This window comes from Shewanella sp. N2AIL (assembly GCF_022690845.1).
Taxonomy (GTDB): domain Bacteria; phylum Pseudomonadota; class Gammaproteobacteria; order Enterobacterales; family Shewanellaceae; genus Shewanella; species Shewanella baltica.
Genome location: NZ_JALBYT010000013.1, coordinates 39,608 through 57,405 on the forward strand (window position 1 = coordinate 39,608; position 17,798 = coordinate 57,405).

The 17,798-nt window shown below is 46.1% G+C and carries 15 protein-coding genes; 4 read left to right on the forward strand and 11 right to left on the reverse strand.

From position 1 onward, the window contains the following. Positions 1–28: 28 nt before the first annotated feature. The 6 genes from MO387_RS09695 to MO387_RS09720 form a co-directional block, all read right to left on the reverse strand. Positions 29–1,522 carry a pitrilysin family protein gene (locus MO387_RS09695; protein ID WP_234420974.1) on the reverse strand — a complete coding sequence of 498 codons (1,494 nt, stop codon included), beginning with the start codon at positions 1,520–1,522 and terminating at the stop codon, positions 29–31. After that, a complete protein-coding gene (locus tag MO387_RS09700; RefSeq protein ID WP_012090519.1) occupies positions 1,519–2,850 on the reverse strand; it encodes a pitrilysin family protein in 1,332 nt (443 codons plus the stop codon). Before MO387_RS09700 ends, MO387_RS09695 begins: the two co-directional genes overlap by 4 nt. A gap of 137 nt (positions 2,851–2,987) precedes the next feature. Beyond that, entirely contained in the window at positions 2,988–4,418 is a 1,431-nt protein-coding gene (locus tag MO387_RS09705; RefSeq protein ID WP_107949815.1) for an amidohydrolase, read from the reverse strand. Positions 4,419–5,096: 678 nt separating this feature from the next. Beyond that, positions 5,097–5,996, reverse strand: coding sequence for an Imm49 family immunity protein (locus tag MO387_RS09710; RefSeq protein WP_107949817.1), 900 nt, complete (start codon positions 5,994–5,996; stop codon positions 5,097–5,099). Positions 5,997–6,190: 194 nt separating this feature from the next. Next, complete coding sequence (locus MO387_RS09715; protein ID WP_107949819.1) at positions 6,191–6,625, reverse strand: hypothetical protein; 435 nt, start codon at positions 6,623–6,625, stop codon at positions 6,191–6,193. A 145-nt stretch (positions 6,626–6,770) separates the two neighbouring features. Continuing rightward, a complete protein-coding gene (locus MO387_RS09720; RefSeq protein ID WP_107949820.1) occupies positions 6,771–7,502 on the reverse strand; it encodes a winged helix-turn-helix domain-containing protein in 732 nt (243 codons plus the stop codon). A gap of 64 nt (positions 7,503–7,566) precedes the next feature. On the opposite strand from MO387_RS09720, the gene MO387_RS09725 reads away from it, so the two are divergent. Then, positions 7,567–7,950, forward strand: coding sequence for an NIPSNAP family protein (locus tag MO387_RS09725; RefSeq protein WP_107950384.1), 384 nt, complete (start codon positions 7,567–7,569; stop codon positions 7,948–7,950). Then, the gene (locus tag MO387_RS09730; RefSeq protein WP_107949822.1) at positions 7,947–8,276 is read left to right on the forward strand and encodes an antibiotic biosynthesis monooxygenase; all 330 of its coding nucleotides are present in this window, start codon (positions 7,947–7,949) and stop codon (positions 8,274–8,276) included. Before MO387_RS09725 ends, MO387_RS09730 begins: the two co-directional genes overlap by 4 nt. 85 nt (positions 8,277–8,361) lie before the next feature. Here the strand turns inward: MO387_RS09730 and MO387_RS09735 are convergent, their stop codons facing one another. Further along, on the reverse strand, positions 8,362–9,012 hold the full coding sequence (locus tag MO387_RS09735; protein WP_107949824.1) for a methyltransferase domain-containing protein: 651 nt from the start codon (positions 9,010–9,012) through the stop codon (positions 8,362–8,364). A gap of 104 nt (positions 9,013–9,116) precedes the next feature. Next, positions 9,117–9,488 carry a hypothetical protein gene (locus MO387_RS09740; protein WP_199908772.1) on the reverse strand — a complete coding sequence of 124 codons (372 nt, stop codon included), beginning with the start codon at positions 9,486–9,488 and terminating at the stop codon, positions 9,117–9,119. Positions 9,489–9,781: 293 nt separating this feature from the next. On the opposite strand from MO387_RS09740, the gene MO387_RS09745 reads away from it, so the two are divergent. Then, positions 9,782–11,902 (forward strand): EAL domain-containing protein, encoded by a 2,121-nt coding sequence (locus MO387_RS09745; RefSeq protein ID WP_107949826.1) that lies wholly within the window; start codon positions 9,782–9,784, stop codon positions 11,900–11,902. Positions 11,903–12,406: 504 nt separating this feature from the next. Here MO387_RS09745 and MO387_RS09750 read toward each other — a convergent pair. Continuing rightward, entirely contained in the window at positions 12,407–13,030 is a 624-nt protein-coding gene (locus MO387_RS09750) for a tRNA-uridine aminocarboxypropyltransferase (protein WP_107949827.1), read from the reverse strand. A 156-nt stretch (positions 13,031–13,186) separates the two neighbouring features. Next, positions 13,187–14,395: a multidrug effflux MFS transporter gene (locus MO387_RS09755; RefSeq protein ID WP_106649064.1), complete on the reverse strand. Its 1,209-nt coding sequence runs from the start codon at positions 14,393–14,395 to the stop codon at positions 13,187–13,189. A 113-nt stretch (positions 14,396–14,508) separates the two neighbouring features. On the opposite strand from MO387_RS09755, the gene MO387_RS09760 reads away from it, so the two are divergent. Beyond that, positions 14,509–15,480, forward strand: a complete 972-nt coding sequence (locus MO387_RS09760) for a LysR substrate-binding domain-containing protein (RefSeq protein ID WP_107949830.1) — start codon at positions 14,509–14,511, stop codon at positions 15,478–15,480. A gap of 82 nt (positions 15,481–15,562) precedes the next feature. Here MO387_RS09760 and MO387_RS09765 read toward each other — a convergent pair whose 3' ends face one another. Further along, positions 15,563–17,434 carry a methyl-accepting chemotaxis protein gene (locus MO387_RS09765; RefSeq protein WP_107949832.1) on the reverse strand — a complete coding sequence of 624 codons (1,872 nt, stop codon included), beginning with the start codon at positions 17,432–17,434 and terminating at the stop codon, positions 15,563–15,565. Between the last annotated feature and the right edge of the window lie 364 nt (positions 17,435–17,798).

A 17,798-nucleotide genomic window follows, 5' to 3' on the forward strand; every position in this document is an offset into this window, starting at 1 on the left:
AAAATAACTTGATTTAAAATGACTTGGCTTATTGGCCAAATCCCGTGGCTTTAATATCCACGGTTTGCACTTTGCCATACTTAGCGGCGATAGGAGCAATCTTAGCCGCGTTGCCAATCAGCACAAATTGCAGATCTTTTTGCGGGAAATACGTTTTCACGAGTCTTTGGGTTTCAGCTAAGGTCAAACCATCCACCTTTGCTTGGAACTCATTGATAAACTTATCATCGAAGCCATACAGATACATGCCTGACAATAATCCCGCCAGTTGGCCTGAGGTTTCAAACTTAGGTGGGAACTGGCCCTTCACATAGGCTTTAGCCGAATCTAAGGTCGCTTGATCTACGCCTTTCTCCCATAAACGAGCATAGGTTTTCAGTGCGAGATCAATCGCTTCTTGAGTGGTTTCCGTCTTAGTGAAAGTGCTGATAGTGAACACACCCGAGTCAGTATAAGGACTAAAACCTGAGCGTGCGCCATAGGTTAAGCCCGCGTTTACCCGCAGCTCGTCGTTAAGCCAAGAGGTAAAACGACCACCTAAAATAGTGTTCACTACTGTTAAACCGACATAGTCTGGATTGTCACGACTAATGCCTAAACCGCCGATAACAAAGGTTGTCTCGATGGCATCGGGTTTATCCACCAGCAAAACTTTCGCTGCAGTTAACTGAGGCAAACCTTGATTTAAGTCAGGCTGCACCAGCTTTTCGCTGCCTTTCCACTGGCCAAAGGTTTGCGTCAGCTTGGCCTTCATCGCAGCAACATCAAAGTCACCCACGACGGTAATCGCAGTATTGGCCGGTTGGTAGTAACTCTTATGGAAAGCGCGCAGCTGCGACACTGTCACTTGTTCAAGTGAATCGCTGTTACCCGAAGCCGCATTACCATAAGGATGTCCACCAAATACCAGCTTATCGAAGTAACGACCAATCACCGCCCGTGGGCTTTCTTTATCTTGCTGCAATCCCGCAATCGCGCGTTGCTTGAGTTTATCGAACTCGGCGGCGTCAAAGTCCGGCGTTAACATCGCCGCACTAAATAAGCCCAGCATGACGTCAGTGTCTTTCGCCATAAAATCGGCGCTGAGATAGCTGCCTTCTTTATCCGCTTCAGCGCCTAAACTTGCACCGAGAAAATCCACTTGCTGCTCGATATCCGCCTTAGATTTACCCGCCGCCCCTAACAACAAACCTTCTGCTGTCATTTGCGCCACGCCTGCGGTGGTGTCATTGACAGCTCCCGCACGTACCACGGCATTTAAGGTGACTAAAGGCACTTCGCGCTGCGGCATTAAATACACAGTTAAGCCGTTATCCAGCACGAACTTGTCGTAACTTGGCATCACAAAGCTGCCAGTTTCGACACGTTTTGGCGCCGATGTCGTAGCACAACCCGCTAAGGCTAAACTTGTGCCTAGGGCTAATGCGGCCATTAACTTAAAAGGTTTCCCGAGTGATGCCATCATAAGTGATTTCATTGCTGTCGATTTCATTGCCATCGATTTCGCTGCCGTTGATTTCATTGAGAGATCTCCTCGTTTGCCGCCAGCACAGCTACAGTGCGATTCGATTTACGTAAATAGGTTTGGGCAACACGTTGAATATCCGCTGGCGTCACCTTGTTATAGGCTTCTGGCGCATTAAATAGCTTGTCATAACTGCCAAAATACATCTCATAGGTGCCTATGGTATTGGCCTTGCCATTAATGGTTTCCATTGAACGATAAAAATCCATCAACTTGATATTTTTAACTTTATCCAGTTCTTGCTGAGTAACACCCGTTGTCGCAATCGCATCAATTTGTTCAATCAGCGCCTGCTCCAGCGTCGAGGCTTTTACCTCAGGCGTGGCAACACCCATCACATAGAAGAGGTTCGGGTCGACCGACATCGGCATATAGGTTTGCGCTTCTAAGGCCACTTGTTTATCAACCAGTGATTGATATAAACGCGAGCTATTACCTTGGCTTAAAATCGAGCTTAATAAATCCAGCGCATAAAAATCTGCGTGAGTCGCCGCCGGAATATGGTACGCCAGCATCACATTCGGTGTGCTCACCGATGCCTTTTGCACAAAAGTACGACGCTCGCCCTTTTGCTCTGGTTCTACGGTACGAATCGCTTTAGGCGGAGTTTGTGCCGGAATAGGCGCAAAGTACTTGTCGGCCAAGGCTTTAACTTGGGCAACCTTTACATCACCGGCAATCACGACCACAGCATTGTTCGGCGCGTAATAGGTTTTGTGGTACTGCACGAGATCTTCCAGCGTCCAAGCGGCAATATCCGACTCATGGCCGATCACCGACCAAGAATAAGGATGAGCTAAAAATGCCACGCCTTTGATCTCACCTTCAAGGGCATTCCAGTTAGAGTTTTCTAAGCCAGTGGAGCGTTCCGACTGCACTACACCACGTTCGCTATCGACCATAGTTTGGTTGATATCTAAGTTTGCGATACGGTCGGCTTCAAGATCGAACATAGTTTCGAGCGCATTAGCGGGGAACCAATCGGTATAAACCGTCATGTCTTCAGTGGTATAGGCGTTGTTCGCGCCACCTGCGGCTTCCATAGTGCGGTCGAACATTTTTGGGCCGTACTTTTTTGAACCGTTAAACATCATATGTTCGAAAAAGTGCGAAATACCGGTAATGCCGGGCACTTCGTTACGTGAACCGACTTTCCAAAACAAATACATGTTGGCATTGGGAATTGAGGCATCTTCTAGCACCATGATTTTCATGCCGTTATCTAGCGTGAAACTCTTAATGTCTTCTGCCGTGGTGGCCTGTGCTTGGCTTAGGGGATTAAAAAGTCCCATGGCCAACACCAGAGCCGATAGCGTGCGCTTCATTTGGTTCGCTCCTTGCTGTAAAAATTCACATATGATGGCATATTGATTAACAAATCAAGCGCTGGATGCTTATCCCGCGCCGATTTTTTGTAAGCTCAAGTTATACCGAAGAGCTTACGGAATAACGTCTGTCCGACTTATTGCGCCTTAAGCGCAGTCAACGCCACTTTAGTCATGGCCTCAACTCCCACTTTTAGCGCACTTTCATCCACATAGAATGCCGGAGAATGATTGCTGGCCGCGGTTTCTGGATCCGTTCCCTTTGGCGTCACCCCGAGGAAGAAAAACATCCCCGGCGCTTCTAAGGCGTAATAAGAAAAGTCTTCGGCACCTGTGATTAACCCAGGTTCAATCAGCATCTTATCGCCCACCACACTGGCAAGCACTGGACGCATGCTAGCGACTAACTCGGGATTATTGACCACAACAGGATAACCTGGGTGGATCTTTGTGGTCGCACTCGCACCAAGCGTTTTCGCCGACAACTCGGCCATTTCAGCTAAACGCACTTTGATATCGGCGCGCATGGGCTGGTCGAAGGTGCGAATCGTACCAATCAGCTCGACTTCATCGGGAATAATGTTAGAGCGAATGCCACCATTAACCGCACCAAAACTCACCACAGCAGGGGCTTTAGTGATATCCACCTGACGGCTGACGATCGTTTGCACGTTGGTGATAATTTGCGCCGCAGCGACAATAGGATCGACCCCATTCCAAGGGCGCGAACCATGGGTTTGGCGACCTTTCACTTTGATCGTAAAGGAATCTTCACTCGCCATCGCCGGGCCACTGCGCACACCAATCATGCCACTCGGCATGCTGGAGGTAACATGCATACCAAACACTTGGTCAGGTTTACGCTTAGCAAACAACCCTTCTTTAAGCATTAACTCCGCGCCGCCTTCTTCCCCGTCTGGCGCGCCTTCTTCGGCAGGTTGGAAGATAAACATCACATCACCCGCGAGGCTGTCTTTCACTTTCACGAGGTTTTCAGCCACGCCCATCAACATGGCCACATGGGTATCGTGGCCACAGGCATGCATCACCCCCACTTTTTGATCACGATAGGTATCGGTCGCTTTAGAGGCAAAGGGCAAATCGACCACCTCAGTCACAGGTAAAGCATCCATATCCGCCCGAATCGCAATCAAGGGACCAGACTTGCCACCTTTCAGCTTTCCGCCTTTTAAGATAGCCACCACGCCCGTATGCGCCACACCCGTTTGTACTTCTAAACCTAATGATTTCAGATGCTTTTCAATAATCTTGCTGGTGCGAAATTCACGGTTAGACAACTCAGGATGTTGATGTAAATCGCGGCGCCAGTCGATCACCTTTTGCTCCACACCCGCCGCCAACTTAGCCGCATCCGGCATAGCACTGGTCGCCGCTTGCGCCGAACTCAAACCCGCGCCCATAAAGCTCAAGGCTAAGGCCGAAGCGAGTAAGGTCTTGGAAAAACGGGATTGGTTTGCAGAAAAGTTAAACCCAAATGATCTTGGGATCGATGATGTTGAGATAGCAGATTTTGAAATAGCAGATGGTGATACAGAGGGTAAAGTCATAGCGATAACCTATTGTTGTTTTTATAAGCTACCTAAACTACACGGACATTGAGGAATTGTTAACAGATTTAATGATGAAGGTAAAAGAGACAGTGCTTTATTGGAGACGGTCTCTAGTCGTCATTCCCGCAATACTTCTGAGCGGGAATCCAGCTTTGAGGTAAATCAGTCTGTTCGATCTTGAGAGTATAAAAATTTTTTGCAAGTAAAACCAATACTTAACCAATTGATTTATTATGAAATTAAGTTAAGCACAGCCAGTCATAGGTGCTCGAACGTGGCATCTGCTGTATAGGACCGATCGCATGGATGTGAATAAGCGACCATGGGGCGGACGGTCACTTCCATAGCAGCACTCAGAATGTCTGAACGTCCGCATTTTCTGGCCATGCGTGCACACTTAATTACGGTAGTTGAATCAGTTCTTAAGAGATTTAATTAATTTTAGAGGGGAAACCGCCCCCACAATAGCCGCTAACTGGGCATAAAAGGGCGGATTTTAGGTGGCGTGGTGAATTAACCTAGGTAAGAATAATCACGGACACGCTTGGAGGCGAAGAAGCATTAAGACAGGGCTCAACTGCCATAAAGTTTGCCGTTTTCTCATTTAGTAAAACTGTGACAGCCATTATGAGCCCGATTTTAATGGCCTTGTATAAGGGACAAATCCAATAGTACTTAGCTTATCGGCTCTAACTGTTCGAAGCTAATAGCTTGATCCTCAATTTGATAAATAACTTCTGGGACATAATCGCTGTAGAACCCTAAGGTATAACCAAACTTACGGTAGGCTAACTTTGCTAACGCGGTTAGCGGCAAAGAGATATCGCCAACGACTTTGCCCGCCATACGTGGCAGGCTATAAAACTTATCGTGGGATTGCAGCGCTAGGTACATGGCCTGCCGATATTGGGGTTCTTCGGCACCGCCGAAAATTTTCAACATGACGTCAATGGTTGGCAGCGTAACATTCGCCACATGATCGTAAGATGCCGTCGATATCTTGCCAAACTCAGTGGCGCTGACGAAATTTTGGATCAACGCTGCCACATCGCCCGCTTTCACACGGAAGAAACCGGCCAAAATATCACTCATCATATGGGAAGGCGGATCCAACTCCCAATTAAAGTTATCGGCCTCCTTGATGCTGACCAAATAGGTTATATCTTGGTACTGATCATGCAGTACCGCACTCCAAAAATAGATAGTCCAGTCTGCATAGGATAAAAATCGGTTATCTGCAGGCAGTGATTTCAGCACTAAGGTGTCTGCGGGGATCTTGACACTGAGGGTATCGCCATCGACCATCAGCTTACGTTTATAGCCCTTAATGCCCAGATAATGCATCTGCTGCAGGTGCTCGAAGGCGCGTGCCGGAGCTGCGGCGCTATGCAACGCCTTTGATGCAAGAGCGAGATGATCGTTAGCAATATCGAATAAATCTAGAGTTCTGGATTCAGTGCGGATCATATTCATCACCCAATCCAGACTTTCCAAACGTTCCTGATAAAGCCAAGCATGACCTTTGAGCCTTTCTAGATGAAAGGGTAACGGACGGGATAAATCGACTGATTGCATCTTGTTAATACCTTCCTCTATACCGAAATGGCATAGCTATATCGTCATGAGTGACAATGCCACTCAGTAAACATGTCTCTATAGGCTCTATGACTACATTTATGTTAATTACGAAATAGGTGCAAAATTTAAGTGTCATATTCACTTAACTATGAGTAGCCTCATTTTGTACTCAAGAATTAATATGAGAATAGTTATTTTACTGAAAAATCTACAATTTGTGTATTGCTTGTTAAGCATTTTTCCCTAGTAAAATAATTCTCACAAAACATTGCTGTTACATGTAATTTTTTAGGAACGGGATCATAGATCATTTTAACTAGGTCTTTATCTACTATCTGACCAATAATTCCATAACGAGGCACTGATATTTTTTCGTTTAACGCACAACCAGAATCAAACATGCCATTTATGCCATAGATGACTCCATTTTCATCCTTTATATCAAAACTGATACCACCCAATGGCTCAAAACATAGAATATAATTAAGCTCAACTTTTTTTTCAGAATTATTATATATTGTTATATAAAAGTTATTTCCATTGACCTCAAATTTTAACGCCTCATTTGCCAATACAGAAAATGAGAAGACATGAAGAAAGAATAAAATTAAAGATGTTTTTATCATCCAACGCCTCCTAACTTAGTTCAAATTAACACCCCATCCAAATGCCTTCTATTCCTTTCCATCTGAATTCTGGAATAACAAGTAAAAATGGCTAGCCATAATTAACAATATGATTTTCAGCCTCAAATAGACAACATTAAATTGTCTATTTTGTCGCAATGCCATAGTCAGCACGAAAGGATTTTAACCCTCGGCTTGAAAATTGTAGGGCACGGGTGTCGAGGGCTTTCTCTGCCCAGCCTTTAGCCAAAATATCCTTAAGAATCCATTGACCTAGAACACCTGCAAGATGACTGCGGCGTTCGCTCCAATCGAGGCATGACTTACACAAAGGGCGGCGAGATTGACGACTTTTCGGCACATAACTTAAACCATCTATTTCCCCATCCGTGATGCCCAGCAACGAGAGCTCCGCACCACGTTTAGCAAAAAAGGTCATCCCTGCCGCGGTGATGTTTGTGTCGTTCCCCTCATGGGCGATCAAATTCTGCCGACTTAAGCTGTCGTAAAGTGCAACACCCAATTCACCCGCGAGATGGTCATAACAAACACGAGCCAGTCTCAATCTAGAGTCCGCAGGCCCATGAATGACCTTAGGGCTCGCAATGGCAGCACTTATGTTGAGCAGACTTTCCAACAGTTCGGCCACTTGGCGGCTCTGCAACTGAAAATACTTATGCCTCCCCTGCTTACGCACGAGCAATAGTTCGCCTTCAACCAACTTAGTTAAATGGCTGCTGGCAGTCTGCGGTGTGATATCAGCTTCAAGAGCCAGTTCTGTCGCCGTCAATGCCTGTCCGCCCATAAGAGCAATCAACATACGTGAGCGGGCTGCGTCACCAATCAAGTTGGCAATAAAGGCAATGTTAGGTTCCATGCTTGTAATCTCATTCGGGGACAGTTCGATAACCATCGAAGCATTAAGTTTTCAGGTAATTACAATGCAACTAAAACCTTTAGCACACAAGTCAATGGCGCCAAGCACTATGAAAATTACCTGTTTTATCGAATACAAAATAGACCCGTTCAAATTGGAACAATTTGCCCAATATGCTGAAAACTGGGGCGATATTATTCCAGCCTACGGCGGCGAACTCCTTGGCTACTTTCTGCCACACGAAGGCACCAATGACACTGCATTTGGTCTCATTAGCTTCGATAGCCTGGCCCACTATGAACGCTATAGAGACAAACTGAAGACAGAAGCCGCAGGCAAGGCAAATTTTCAGCTGGCCAAGCAAGGAGAATTTATTTTGAGTGAAAAACGCAGTTTCCTAAAGCCGATAGCCAAGACCTATCAAAGAGCTGCGGAGACAAAACTATGATGGTCGTTATTTTTGAAGTCGTGCCGAATCTCGGCTGCCAAGAAAGGTATTTAGAGATAGCCGCCGACCTGAAATCGAGCCTGAGTGAAATTGCAGGATTTATTTCAATCGAACGGTTTCAGAGCATGGTCAATCCCGAACGCTTATTATCGCTGTCATTCTGGGAGAATGAGGCTGCGGTACAGGCTTGGCGACAACAGATATATCACCGCGAGGCACAAACTCAAGGACGCGAACAATTATTCGCCGACTATCGCCTACGGGTTGCCGAAGTTGTTCGTGACTATGGCATGTTCGACCGTGCTCAGGCACCAAGGAGCAACTGATATGCTGCTACTTGAGTAGCGGACCACGCTAGCATCCAGTCTTAGCGGTAAAGGACATGATTTTAGTTAAACCGCTACGACTGCATTAATTTACTTTATGCATCTCTTTATATAAGAACACTACGTCTTTATCGATGATTTCGAGTCGCCAGCCATAGTGATGCGCGAGCCATTCAAAGGTCGCTTCGGCATAAAAGTTGATGTGGGTGGGATCGTTTTTATAGTGCCAGCGGGTAAATGCAGTCTGATCTTGTACGCGTTTAGTCATCACAGCCAAAATGCCGTTGGGTTTTAATAACCTATCAAGTTGGGCAAGCAAACCTGCGGCATCGCTAACATGCTCTATAACTTCGGTTAAGGTAATAAAGTCGTATTGGCGGACTAAGGTTGCGGGGTTATTAGCGTAATAAAGGTCGTAATTATCGATTTGATAACCCCGCGCCTTTGCCATCAAGCTCAAGGCTTTGCCTTCGCCGCAGCCAAAATCGAGCCCTTGGGCCGAAGTGCTAACACGGCTAAGTAGTGGCTCAAGTGTGCGATTTAAAAAGGTTTGATAGCCAAGATCATTGGCATGATTCTCGTGCTTATCGTACTCGGCTTTTTCGGCCTCGGCCGAGAGATAAAACTCAGGAGGCACGCTAACCAGTTGGCAGGTTTGGCATTGGCGATAGTCGCGCTTTTTATCCTGATGATAAGCGAGTAATTCTGTGCCGTGGCATAAGGGGCAGATATTCAACAACAATTCCTAGGGATAGTAAGGTGCAATTAATGAGAGTAGTCGCAATGCCAACAAATAAGGCTAACACTGCCTAGCTGAAATCGACGGTGTCGATGGCCCGCTTAAGGCTTTGGGATTTTACGCTCTTTTGCTGCGGCTTCTTTTGCTTCCCGTAAATATTTTTGCTCGCGGCTTTCCCTCTCGTCGAACTGTTTCTGTGCCTTGAGTTTTTGCTGAGCCTCCCAATCATGGGTTTGGGACTGCTGTTTGATTTTATCTTCTCGCTCTGCAGTCTCCTTGGCGGCTTGGCGCGCCTTCTCTAATTGGGCCTGCTCTAATCGCTGGGAGTCTATACGGGCCTTATCGGCTCTTTGCTCTAGGGTTAATTTTGGCTTTGGCGCATCGGCGGCATTAGCCACAGCAAGATGAATGCTGGAAATCAGTATGAACGACATCAACATTTTAGAGATGAGCACCTTAGATAAATGCGCCATTTCCGGCCTCCTTTATTTGGTCATCGGATGGATGAACGATAACAGCCAACTCAAACACGATGCGAAAAACATAGCATAAAATCTGTCAAAGTTTGAAATATGCAGCAGGTGTTCTTAAAAAATATGCTTAAATACAAGTCTTAAACTACACTTTTTGAGTTTCTATTTGAGTGAAACAACAATTAGGTTTATTTTTAACCCCATTGGAATGATGTACTATTGGGCAACTTCGTATCAACGAAGACCTAAAAAATAGGATGTGACCTTATATGTGTCACAAGGGAGTATCCTAAATGATCAGATGGCAACACTTACTTAAGAAACTCAGTACGGATGATCCAGTACTGCAAGAAAAGCTGTCGCTCTGGCAAGCACATCCCCACAAAACTCCCCTAGCCTTAATTCAAGGCTTCAGCTTTATTAGCGCCAACCAAGCGACACTCGGTTATTTTGAGACTGAGTATGATGCCTTTGTGAATGCGACTCCCTATGACTTTTCTCCGAGAATTCAATCATCCGGCCGCAACAGTGTTGAATATGCGAGGGAAATGATCCTCGAAGCCATTGCGGGTAAGAATGTTGAATTCAACTGGCTACACCTGAGTCAACTCGGCAATGAACTGCCAACTCGAGTAAACCTCTATCGCTGTTATCTGCAGCAACAGCCCGTTGTGCTCGTGGAATTTCAAGCGCTCAATCGCCGTAATCAAATGCGCGAAATTATTTCCGATGGTTTTGCCCATATTCCCAAAGAGATTTTGTCGACGACACTCGAAGAAAGTGCCGAAGCTGTGTATATCACAGACTCAGATGATCAGATTTTGGCCGTTAATAAAGCCATGTGCCGTATTTGCGGTTATAGCGCCGAGCAGCTTATTAGTAAAACCCCTGAATTTTTAGAGTTGAAAAGCCATCATTTAGGAGAAGAAACCGAATGCCAAATTGCACTAAAACAAAGGGGCTTTTGGCAGGGTGAAACGTGGAAAAAACGTTCAGATGGTAGCAATTTCCCAGCATGGCAAAGTAGTCGAAAAATCATTACCGAAGATGGCGATCACTATAATGTGAATATTTTCAGTGACATTAGCACGAAAAAGCTGCTCGAAACTCAGCTGACGACCCGTGCTATGTACGATACCTTGACTGGATTGCCTAACCGATTCCACCTTAAGCAGATCCTCAATAAAGCACTAGAGAAGCTCAAAACGGATCCTCTCACATTAGGTGCGCTGATGTTTTTAGATCTCAATGGGTTTAAAAATATCAATGACAGCTTCGGCCACTCCATGGGCGATCGGGTGTTACAACTCGTCGCCGCCAGACTCGAAGCCGGTTGTATCGAAAAAGCCGACATAGCACGCATGGGTGGAGATGAGTTTACCTTAGTACTGCAAGACTGCAGCTGCAAAGATGAAATCCAACTGTTTGCAGAGCAGATACTTAGTCTATTTGAGAGCCCCTTTGAAATTGAAGGGCAAAAGTTTTTCCTAGGCACGAGTATCGGCATTGCGCTATTTCCGACCCACAGTGATAAAGCGGGACAGCTAATTAGCCTTGCAGATACGGCCATGTATTGTGCTAAAAAGAGCTTACCGCACCTCGTGTTTTACGATAAGGCTATGAGCCAGGCCGCGGAGTTAAAGCTGCAGTTAATCAATAGTCTAAGGCATGCTCATAGCTTAAAACAGTTCACTCTCGCCTATCAGGCCATAGTGGATTTACACACTAATCGAACGATAGCTGCCGAAGCCCTACTGCGCTGGCAAAAATCACCTACCGAGTATTATGACGCCGCCGATTTTGTTCCATTGCTGGAAGAGACAGGGTTAATTGTCAGTATTGGTCAATGGGTATTGGAACAGGCTTGCGTGCAAGCGGCACAATGGCGGGCACATAATCAGGCAGACTTTAGAATTTCAGTCAATGTGTCGCCACTGCAATTGGAACACTTAGATTTTATCGACCAAGTGATTAATGCCTTGGAAATGGCTAATTTACCTGCTGAGGCACTGATTTTAGAAATCACCGAATCGGCACTGCTACGCCAACCTGAGCAAGCACGACTCACACTCAATCGCATCAAAGCCTTAGGTGTCAGCATTGCCATTGATGATTTTGGGACTGGGTTATCTTCACTCAGTCGCTTAGGCACTTTGCCCATAGACAGTGTAAAAATTGATGCCGAGTTTGCCTTGCGCTTAAACGAAGTATCAGGACAAAAGCTCTGCAATGCCATAGTGCAACTCGCGCAGGCACTCGATATTCACTTCGTCGCCGAAGGCATAGAGACTCAACAACAAAGGGACATAATGACAGACATGGGCCAAGGTTTTGCCCAAGGATTTCTTTTTGGCTACCCAAGTTCAGTCGATAACTTCACCCAAACCTTTCTTACGGAAAAACGCTTAGCTTAGAACGAATTAGAAATCTGCCGATGTTCGCATCGGCTCTATAGCCCAGCCAGGACACCACTAACGAATTGTTATTAACAATGGAATCACTCCCTGCAAAGCCAGTTATTGTCTGGCAAAGCCATCTCATCATTTGCTCCGAACAATGAACATATATACAACTGTTTTATCGGATGAGCTTTGATTAAAATTAGAGGCTAAGCAGAAATATTGCTGCAATATCATTGCGGAAAAATACAAAGCTTAAAGCTCGATAGCCCTGCCAGCACGCCATTAACTAATTGTGATTAACAATGGAATCACTCCCCTGCAAAGCAATTGGCTGGCAAAGCTATCTCATCATTTGCTGCGCAAATGAATCCTTGTTATTAAACCGTATTTCACACTAAGTTAGCGTGATCTGAATAAGATTTTGACTAATTTAATTCGTACGCAGTATCAAAACTCAATAACTTAAAGGCATTAATTCAGACCTAAAACCTCTAAGGCTAAATAATGTCAAAACATTCACTTAGTCTCGCCGTTAGGTTTGTTTGAGTTCTGATAACGAGCCTGCACAGTGCTCGGCATCGCCTTAATCCGCAGTTCAACCATAGCATCAAATGCCGTCATTAAGGGCTGAACATCAAGCCGAGGATTAAGGGCGCTTAGCATATAAGCACAAGCTTCTAAGGTCGATAAACTGTCGCTACGACTCGACTTACGGATCCGATAGCGCGACTCATAACCTTCAGCCAAATGCACCGCAGGATACTGGGTTATCCAAGGATTCAGCTGCAACATCTTAAACGCCTTGCGCCAAGTACCATCGAGTAAGAGCAATACACAATCTGGATTGATAGGCTGCTGTTCAACACTCACACTTTGCTCAGAGGGATAGACGAGATAAATCGGCTTATTACACGCCGCTAAATGTTCCCGTAAACCATTGAAGTCGGCCTCGTTTTCGCCCACATAAACTTGCGTTTCAGCGACCACAAGACTCAATACCCGCACACTATTTTTTTTATGTTCGACTTCACTCGGGTGCTGTAAAACCACCAACTGAGTCATTGGAGAGATAGGTTGAACACTCGCACACAGACAAGCATTCAGGGGATAACGACAAATAGCACAATAGTGGCGGGACAAGCTTTCCCCCTGTTTGAGTAAGTTATTTTACGAGTATACCAAAGGATAAAGAGGTACAAGGCACAATAAAAAATACCCACAGTTCGCGGTCAAACAAACTGCGGGTAAAGGGTGTACTCTGTGATTAACGACTTTGTAATTAACCTGTGCTGCGAACTAATGCTCGCCAGCTAACTGCTCTTGATGCCAGTGGTCAAATCGACTCAGCGCCATCATCAATAATAAACCGAGAGGAAATACGCCCATCACTAAGGCCACTGCATAAGGTGCGGTTAAACTCGTTTGTTGTACGAGTCCAGCAAGCACGGACGCACCGCTCATCTGAATAAAACCTAACATAGCCGCGGCAGTACCAGCTCGTTCACCAAAGGCCGACAGAGCCATACTGGTCGCTGGACCGAGTAAGAAGGAAAATCCAACCCCCAACATCAACATAGGCAACATAAAGGCAAACGCTGCCATCATTCCAGTACTCGGACCGAATTGCTGACCCGCCACAGTGAGCGCTGCAGACAAAACGAGTATGGACAGGGCCAAAATCGTTGTAGGACGATTACCGAGTTTGCGAATGATCAGGGGTGCAGTAAAACAGGCCACGATATTAAACACGGCATTGAAACCAAATAGACCACTAAACATGAGCTCAGAAAGCCCTAAATGCCCAATCAACCATACTGGCGCATACGACACGTAACACAAAATCGCGGCCATCGCTGACATACAAGCAAAGGCATAAAACAAAAAATGAGCGTTACCCAGTACAGGCTTATATCGACCCCAACGGTAAAGTGGGCCAGTGGTGACCGTATTGGCAGGTCGAGTCTCAGGTAAGCGATAACCGACAACAAGCATCATCAACATGGCATATAACGTCATGAAGACGAAGGTTGAGCGCCAACCAAATTGCATTGCCAATAAGCCGCCTAAGGTCGGTGCTAATGCGGGAATAACGCAAATGGCGCCATTTAAGTAACTGTAAATCTTAGCGCCTTCCTTTTGATCGTAGCAGTCACGTACGGCGCTGAACACCACAATAGAAGTCGAACAGGCAGCCAAACCTTGCAGCAAACGGGCAATCTGTAACCAATGAAATTCGACAGCTGCAGCTGCTAAAAGGCTACTCGCACAGTAGAGTAACACCCCGAAAATAGCCACGGGACGGCGACCATAACGGTCGGCTAATGGCCCAATCAACACTTGACCTAAACCCATAGCGAATAAAAATAATACGATCGTGGATTGCACATCACTGGCAGATACGGCGAATTCTGCCGCCATAGTCGGCATTGAAGGTAAGTAAATATCGATGGCTAATGGGCTAAGAAGCACCATAGACATCAGGATAGGTAATAGATTGCGCCGCATAAATAATCTCAGTTGATCAGGAAAAGGTATTTCAGTGGGCGCTATTTTAATTAACTCAAGGTATGAACAGAAATGGTATAATTTCCAAAGTAAATTTCCTCTGAGGAATATCTGTGAATATCGACAACTTAGCCAGAATCGATCTTAACTTGCTGGTCATACTCAAAGTTCTGCTAGAAGAGCAAAGCGTGACTCGCGCCGCAAGCCGATTACATATAAGCCAGTCAGCCCTCAGTAAGAGCTTAAATCGGCTCAGAGAAACCTTAGATGATCCGCTATTTCAGCGCACGGCCCACGGCTTAAAACCGACGGCGCACGCCCTCATTCTGGGACAAAAACTGCCGAATATTTTGCAAGACTTGTATCAACTCACTCAGCCTCCGACCTTCAATCCCGCCAGTAGCAATCGACAATTCTCCTTTGCCATGGTGGAAAGCGCCTATGAAACCTTAATCCCATATTTTATCGGCCCTATGCTGACCACGGCGCCCAATGTCAAACTTGACTCCTATGTCTGGACCGAAAAGTCGATGCAGGATTTGCAACAAGGGCAAATTGATTTTGGTATTTCAGGGCGGGACTTGCATCCATTGTCCGATTTTCAGGTGGATCGCCTGCCCGAAGGGATTGCCTATCAAACACTATTTACCGATCAACAAGTATGTTTAGTGCGTGAAGACCACCCATTGATGGCGGCGCTGACTTCAGAACAATGGGATCTCCCACTCTACCTCGACATGGCCCATGTGCAGGTTCGCTGTGAAGGCAGCGATTGGTGGGCGTTGGATTACTTTCTTGCCGATCTCGGCCATCGACGCCGGATCAGTACAACAGTACCCGATTTTTATGGTGCCGCCAGTGTGTGCGCCCACAGCGATTTAATTTTCACTCTGCCTTCGAGCTTTGCACGGCACGCCTGCCAGCTCTATCCGCTTAAACTTCTGCCCTTACCCTTCGAATTTATGCCCATGGCCTATGTATTGTTATGGCATCAAAGAAATGATGAAGATCAGGGGCATAAATGGATTAGAGAAACGATTTGCCAGAGTGTCGCTAAGCTATTTACTCCCGCAGAAATGCTTTAATACCAAATCTCCACCAATAAAAAGCCCGATAAAGCAAAGGCGTTATCGGGCTCTTATCAAAGTGAAACACTACAAGTAGTAACTACAGAATAAAGGTCGCGACCTGTGCATTAAGATCGTTAGCACGGGCTTTTAAGTCTCGCGCCTGTGCCAAATCAGCCATGGCCGAGGCGGTAATCTCATCGGTCACATCTTTAATCGCAACCGTATTTTGAGTGATTTCACCCGTCACTTGAGTCTGCTCTTCCGCTGCAGTCGCAATTTGGCCTGCCATATCTGAAATCACGTTGACCGCTTGAGTAATTTCTTCAAGGGCTTTTGCCGCCGCATTCGCATCTTCAACACTGTGACCCGCTAATGCTTGGCTGCTTTCCATCAAGCTGACGGCTCTGGCGGTTGTGCGTTGCAGTGTTTCAATCGTGGTATGCACTTCTTGAGTCGAATCTTGCGTACGGCGCGATAACACGCGCACTTCATCCGCGACCACGGCAAAACCACGACCCTGCTCACCAGCACGCGCCGCTTCAATGGCAGCGTTAAGCGCCAACAAGTTGGTTTGTTCTGCAATCCCTTGAATCGTCGCTAGAATGCTTGAAATTGATTGAGCGTGACGGCTCAAATCAGCAATGACATCGGTCGCTTGAGTCACTTCATCGGCCAGCGAATTAATCGAGTTACGGGTTTTATTGACTAACTCTTTACCCTGTAAACTGCTCGCTGCAGATTGTTGAGCCGCCGTTGCCGTGTTTTCAGCATTGGCCGCAATCTCATTGGTAGCACTCGCCATTTCTGTGACTGCGGTCGCGACCATAGCCACTTCCTGTTGTTGACGTTGTAGTTCAGTCACCGAGGTTTGTGTGGTGGCCAGACTACGTTCAGCATCGGCATCTAACTCATTCGCTAACTGGCGAATATGGCTGATCAGCTGATGTTGACTGCCGACAAAACGGTTAAAGCTGTCGGCAAGTACGCCCACTTCATCTTGAGTGTCGACTGAAATACGTTGAGTTAAATCACCATTACCATCGGCGATACGCGCCAGTGCCTGCGATACTCGGCTCAATGGACCCAGTAACATGCCAACTAACCAAGAAATCGCTAACACACTCAACAGCAGTACGAGTGCTGATAAACCCAGTTGGGTGAGTAACAGGCTCGACAGTGGTGCTTCTAGCGTTTCCTTATCAAGCACTAACACTAATTCCCAATCTGTATTGGGGATATCAACGCTCCAAACTAACTTATCGCGTCCTTCATTTTCAAAATACATAGGCAACAGAGTACCCGCTGCACGGCTCTGTTCTGGCAAGTTACGATTAAGATCGTTGTCGATTTCACCTATAGGTTTCATCGTCTTCGCTTGATCTTTATAAGCGATAACTGTGCCGTCTTTGTGCATCATGATGGCATAACCGTTGGCCGGTAACTTCATCCGATTAACACCGTCAACTAGGCTCGCGATAGATAAGTCACCACCCACAACTCCTTGTGCGGTAGGCTGCGCCATAGTCACAACCAGAATGTTATAAGCCACATCCACGTAAGGCTTAGTCAAGATAGGACCGCGTGCACTGATGGCTTGTTGATACCAAGGACGGCTACGAGGATCATAACCAGTACGGTCTACACTCGGATCAGAATCCAGCATTTGCCCCGCTTGGCTCCCAAAATAGGTCAACTGGAAACGGCCAGACGCTTGTGCTTGTTGTAACGTATTTAGGCTATCACCCTCAACTTTGCTCGCCAGTGCCCCCATAATATCTTGGCGGCCGGCCAACCATTCTTGAATACGCTCAGCCTGCTGCTCACCTAAGCGCTGCACTTGTTCTAGGCTGTTTTTTAACAGCTGAGACTTTTGGCTGGAATAACTTTGCCATGACAACAAACCAATCACGAGTGAAAGGGCTACCACGACGGAGAACAGAATTTTTTGCTTGAGCGAATATGAGTTCATGTTGGCGTCTAATTTATTAACAAAGCAGTGAAACAAGAGGGTGTCTGAGCGAGTTGAACGAACATTTAAAACTAATTTAATAAAGCGGCAAACTGAGTTAAAACTGCAGCTTAATCTGAACTTAATTTTCTCATACTCTGTACAGTTCGCAAAGAAATTGCTCAGATTTACATCAAAAAGATTCGAGCGAAAACATATGATTAACTAACCGTTATTCGATGCACAACATAGGTGACCACGAGATCACATATCGGGATGATACGTAACAGCCCAATGGCCTCAGAGGTAAAATAAAGTAAATTAATCAAGATTAACGTGACCTAGACGCACTCGCTATTGCACACTAAATGTCCACTGCCTATCG

Excerpts from the sequence above, each read along its gene's own strand:
- MO387_RS09695 (WP_234420974.1), bottom strand. The coding sequence starts at position 1,522 with ATGAAATCAACGGCAGCGAAATCGATGGCAATGAAATCGACAGCAATG.
- MO387_RS09700 (WP_012090519.1), bottom strand. The coding sequence starts at position 2,850 with ATGAAGCGCACGCTATCGGCTCTGGTGTTGGCCATGGGACTTTTTAAT.
- MO387_RS09705 (WP_107949815.1), bottom strand. The coding sequence starts at position 4,418 with ATGACTTTACCCTCTGTATCACCATCTGCTATTTCAAAATCTGCTATC.
- MO387_RS09710 (WP_107949817.1), bottom strand. The coding sequence starts at position 5,996 with ATGCAATCAGTCGATTTATCCCGTCCGTTACCCTTTCATCTAGAAAGG.
- MO387_RS09715 (WP_107949819.1), bottom strand. The coding sequence starts at position 6,625 with ATGATAAAAACATCTTTAATTTTATTCTTTCTTCATGTCTTCTCATTT.
- MO387_RS09720 (WP_107949820.1), bottom strand. The coding sequence starts at position 7,502 with ATGGAACCTAACATTGCCTTTATTGCCAACTTGATTGGTGACGCAGCC.
- MO387_RS09725 (WP_107950384.1), top strand. The coding sequence starts at position 7,567 with ATGCAACTAAAACCTTTAGCACACAAGTCAATGGCGCCAAGCACTATG.
- MO387_RS09730 (WP_107949822.1), top strand. The coding sequence starts at position 7,947 with ATGATGGTCGTTATTTTTGAAGTCGTGCCGAATCTCGGCTGCCAAGAA.
- MO387_RS09740 (WP_199908772.1), bottom strand. The coding sequence starts at position 9,488 with ATGGCGCATTTATCTAAGGTGCTCATCTCTAAAATGTTGATGTCGTTC.
- MO387_RS09745 (WP_107949826.1), top strand. The coding sequence starts at position 9,782 with ATGATCAGATGGCAACACTTACTTAAGAAACTCAGTACGGATGATCCA.
- MO387_RS09755 (WP_106649064.1), bottom strand. The coding sequence starts at position 14,395 with ATGCGGCGCAATCTATTACCTATCCTGATGTCTATGGTGCTTCTTAGC.
- MO387_RS09765 (WP_107949832.1), bottom strand. The coding sequence starts at position 17,434 with ATGAACTCATATTCGCTCAAGCAAAAAATTCTGTTCTCCGTCGTGGTA.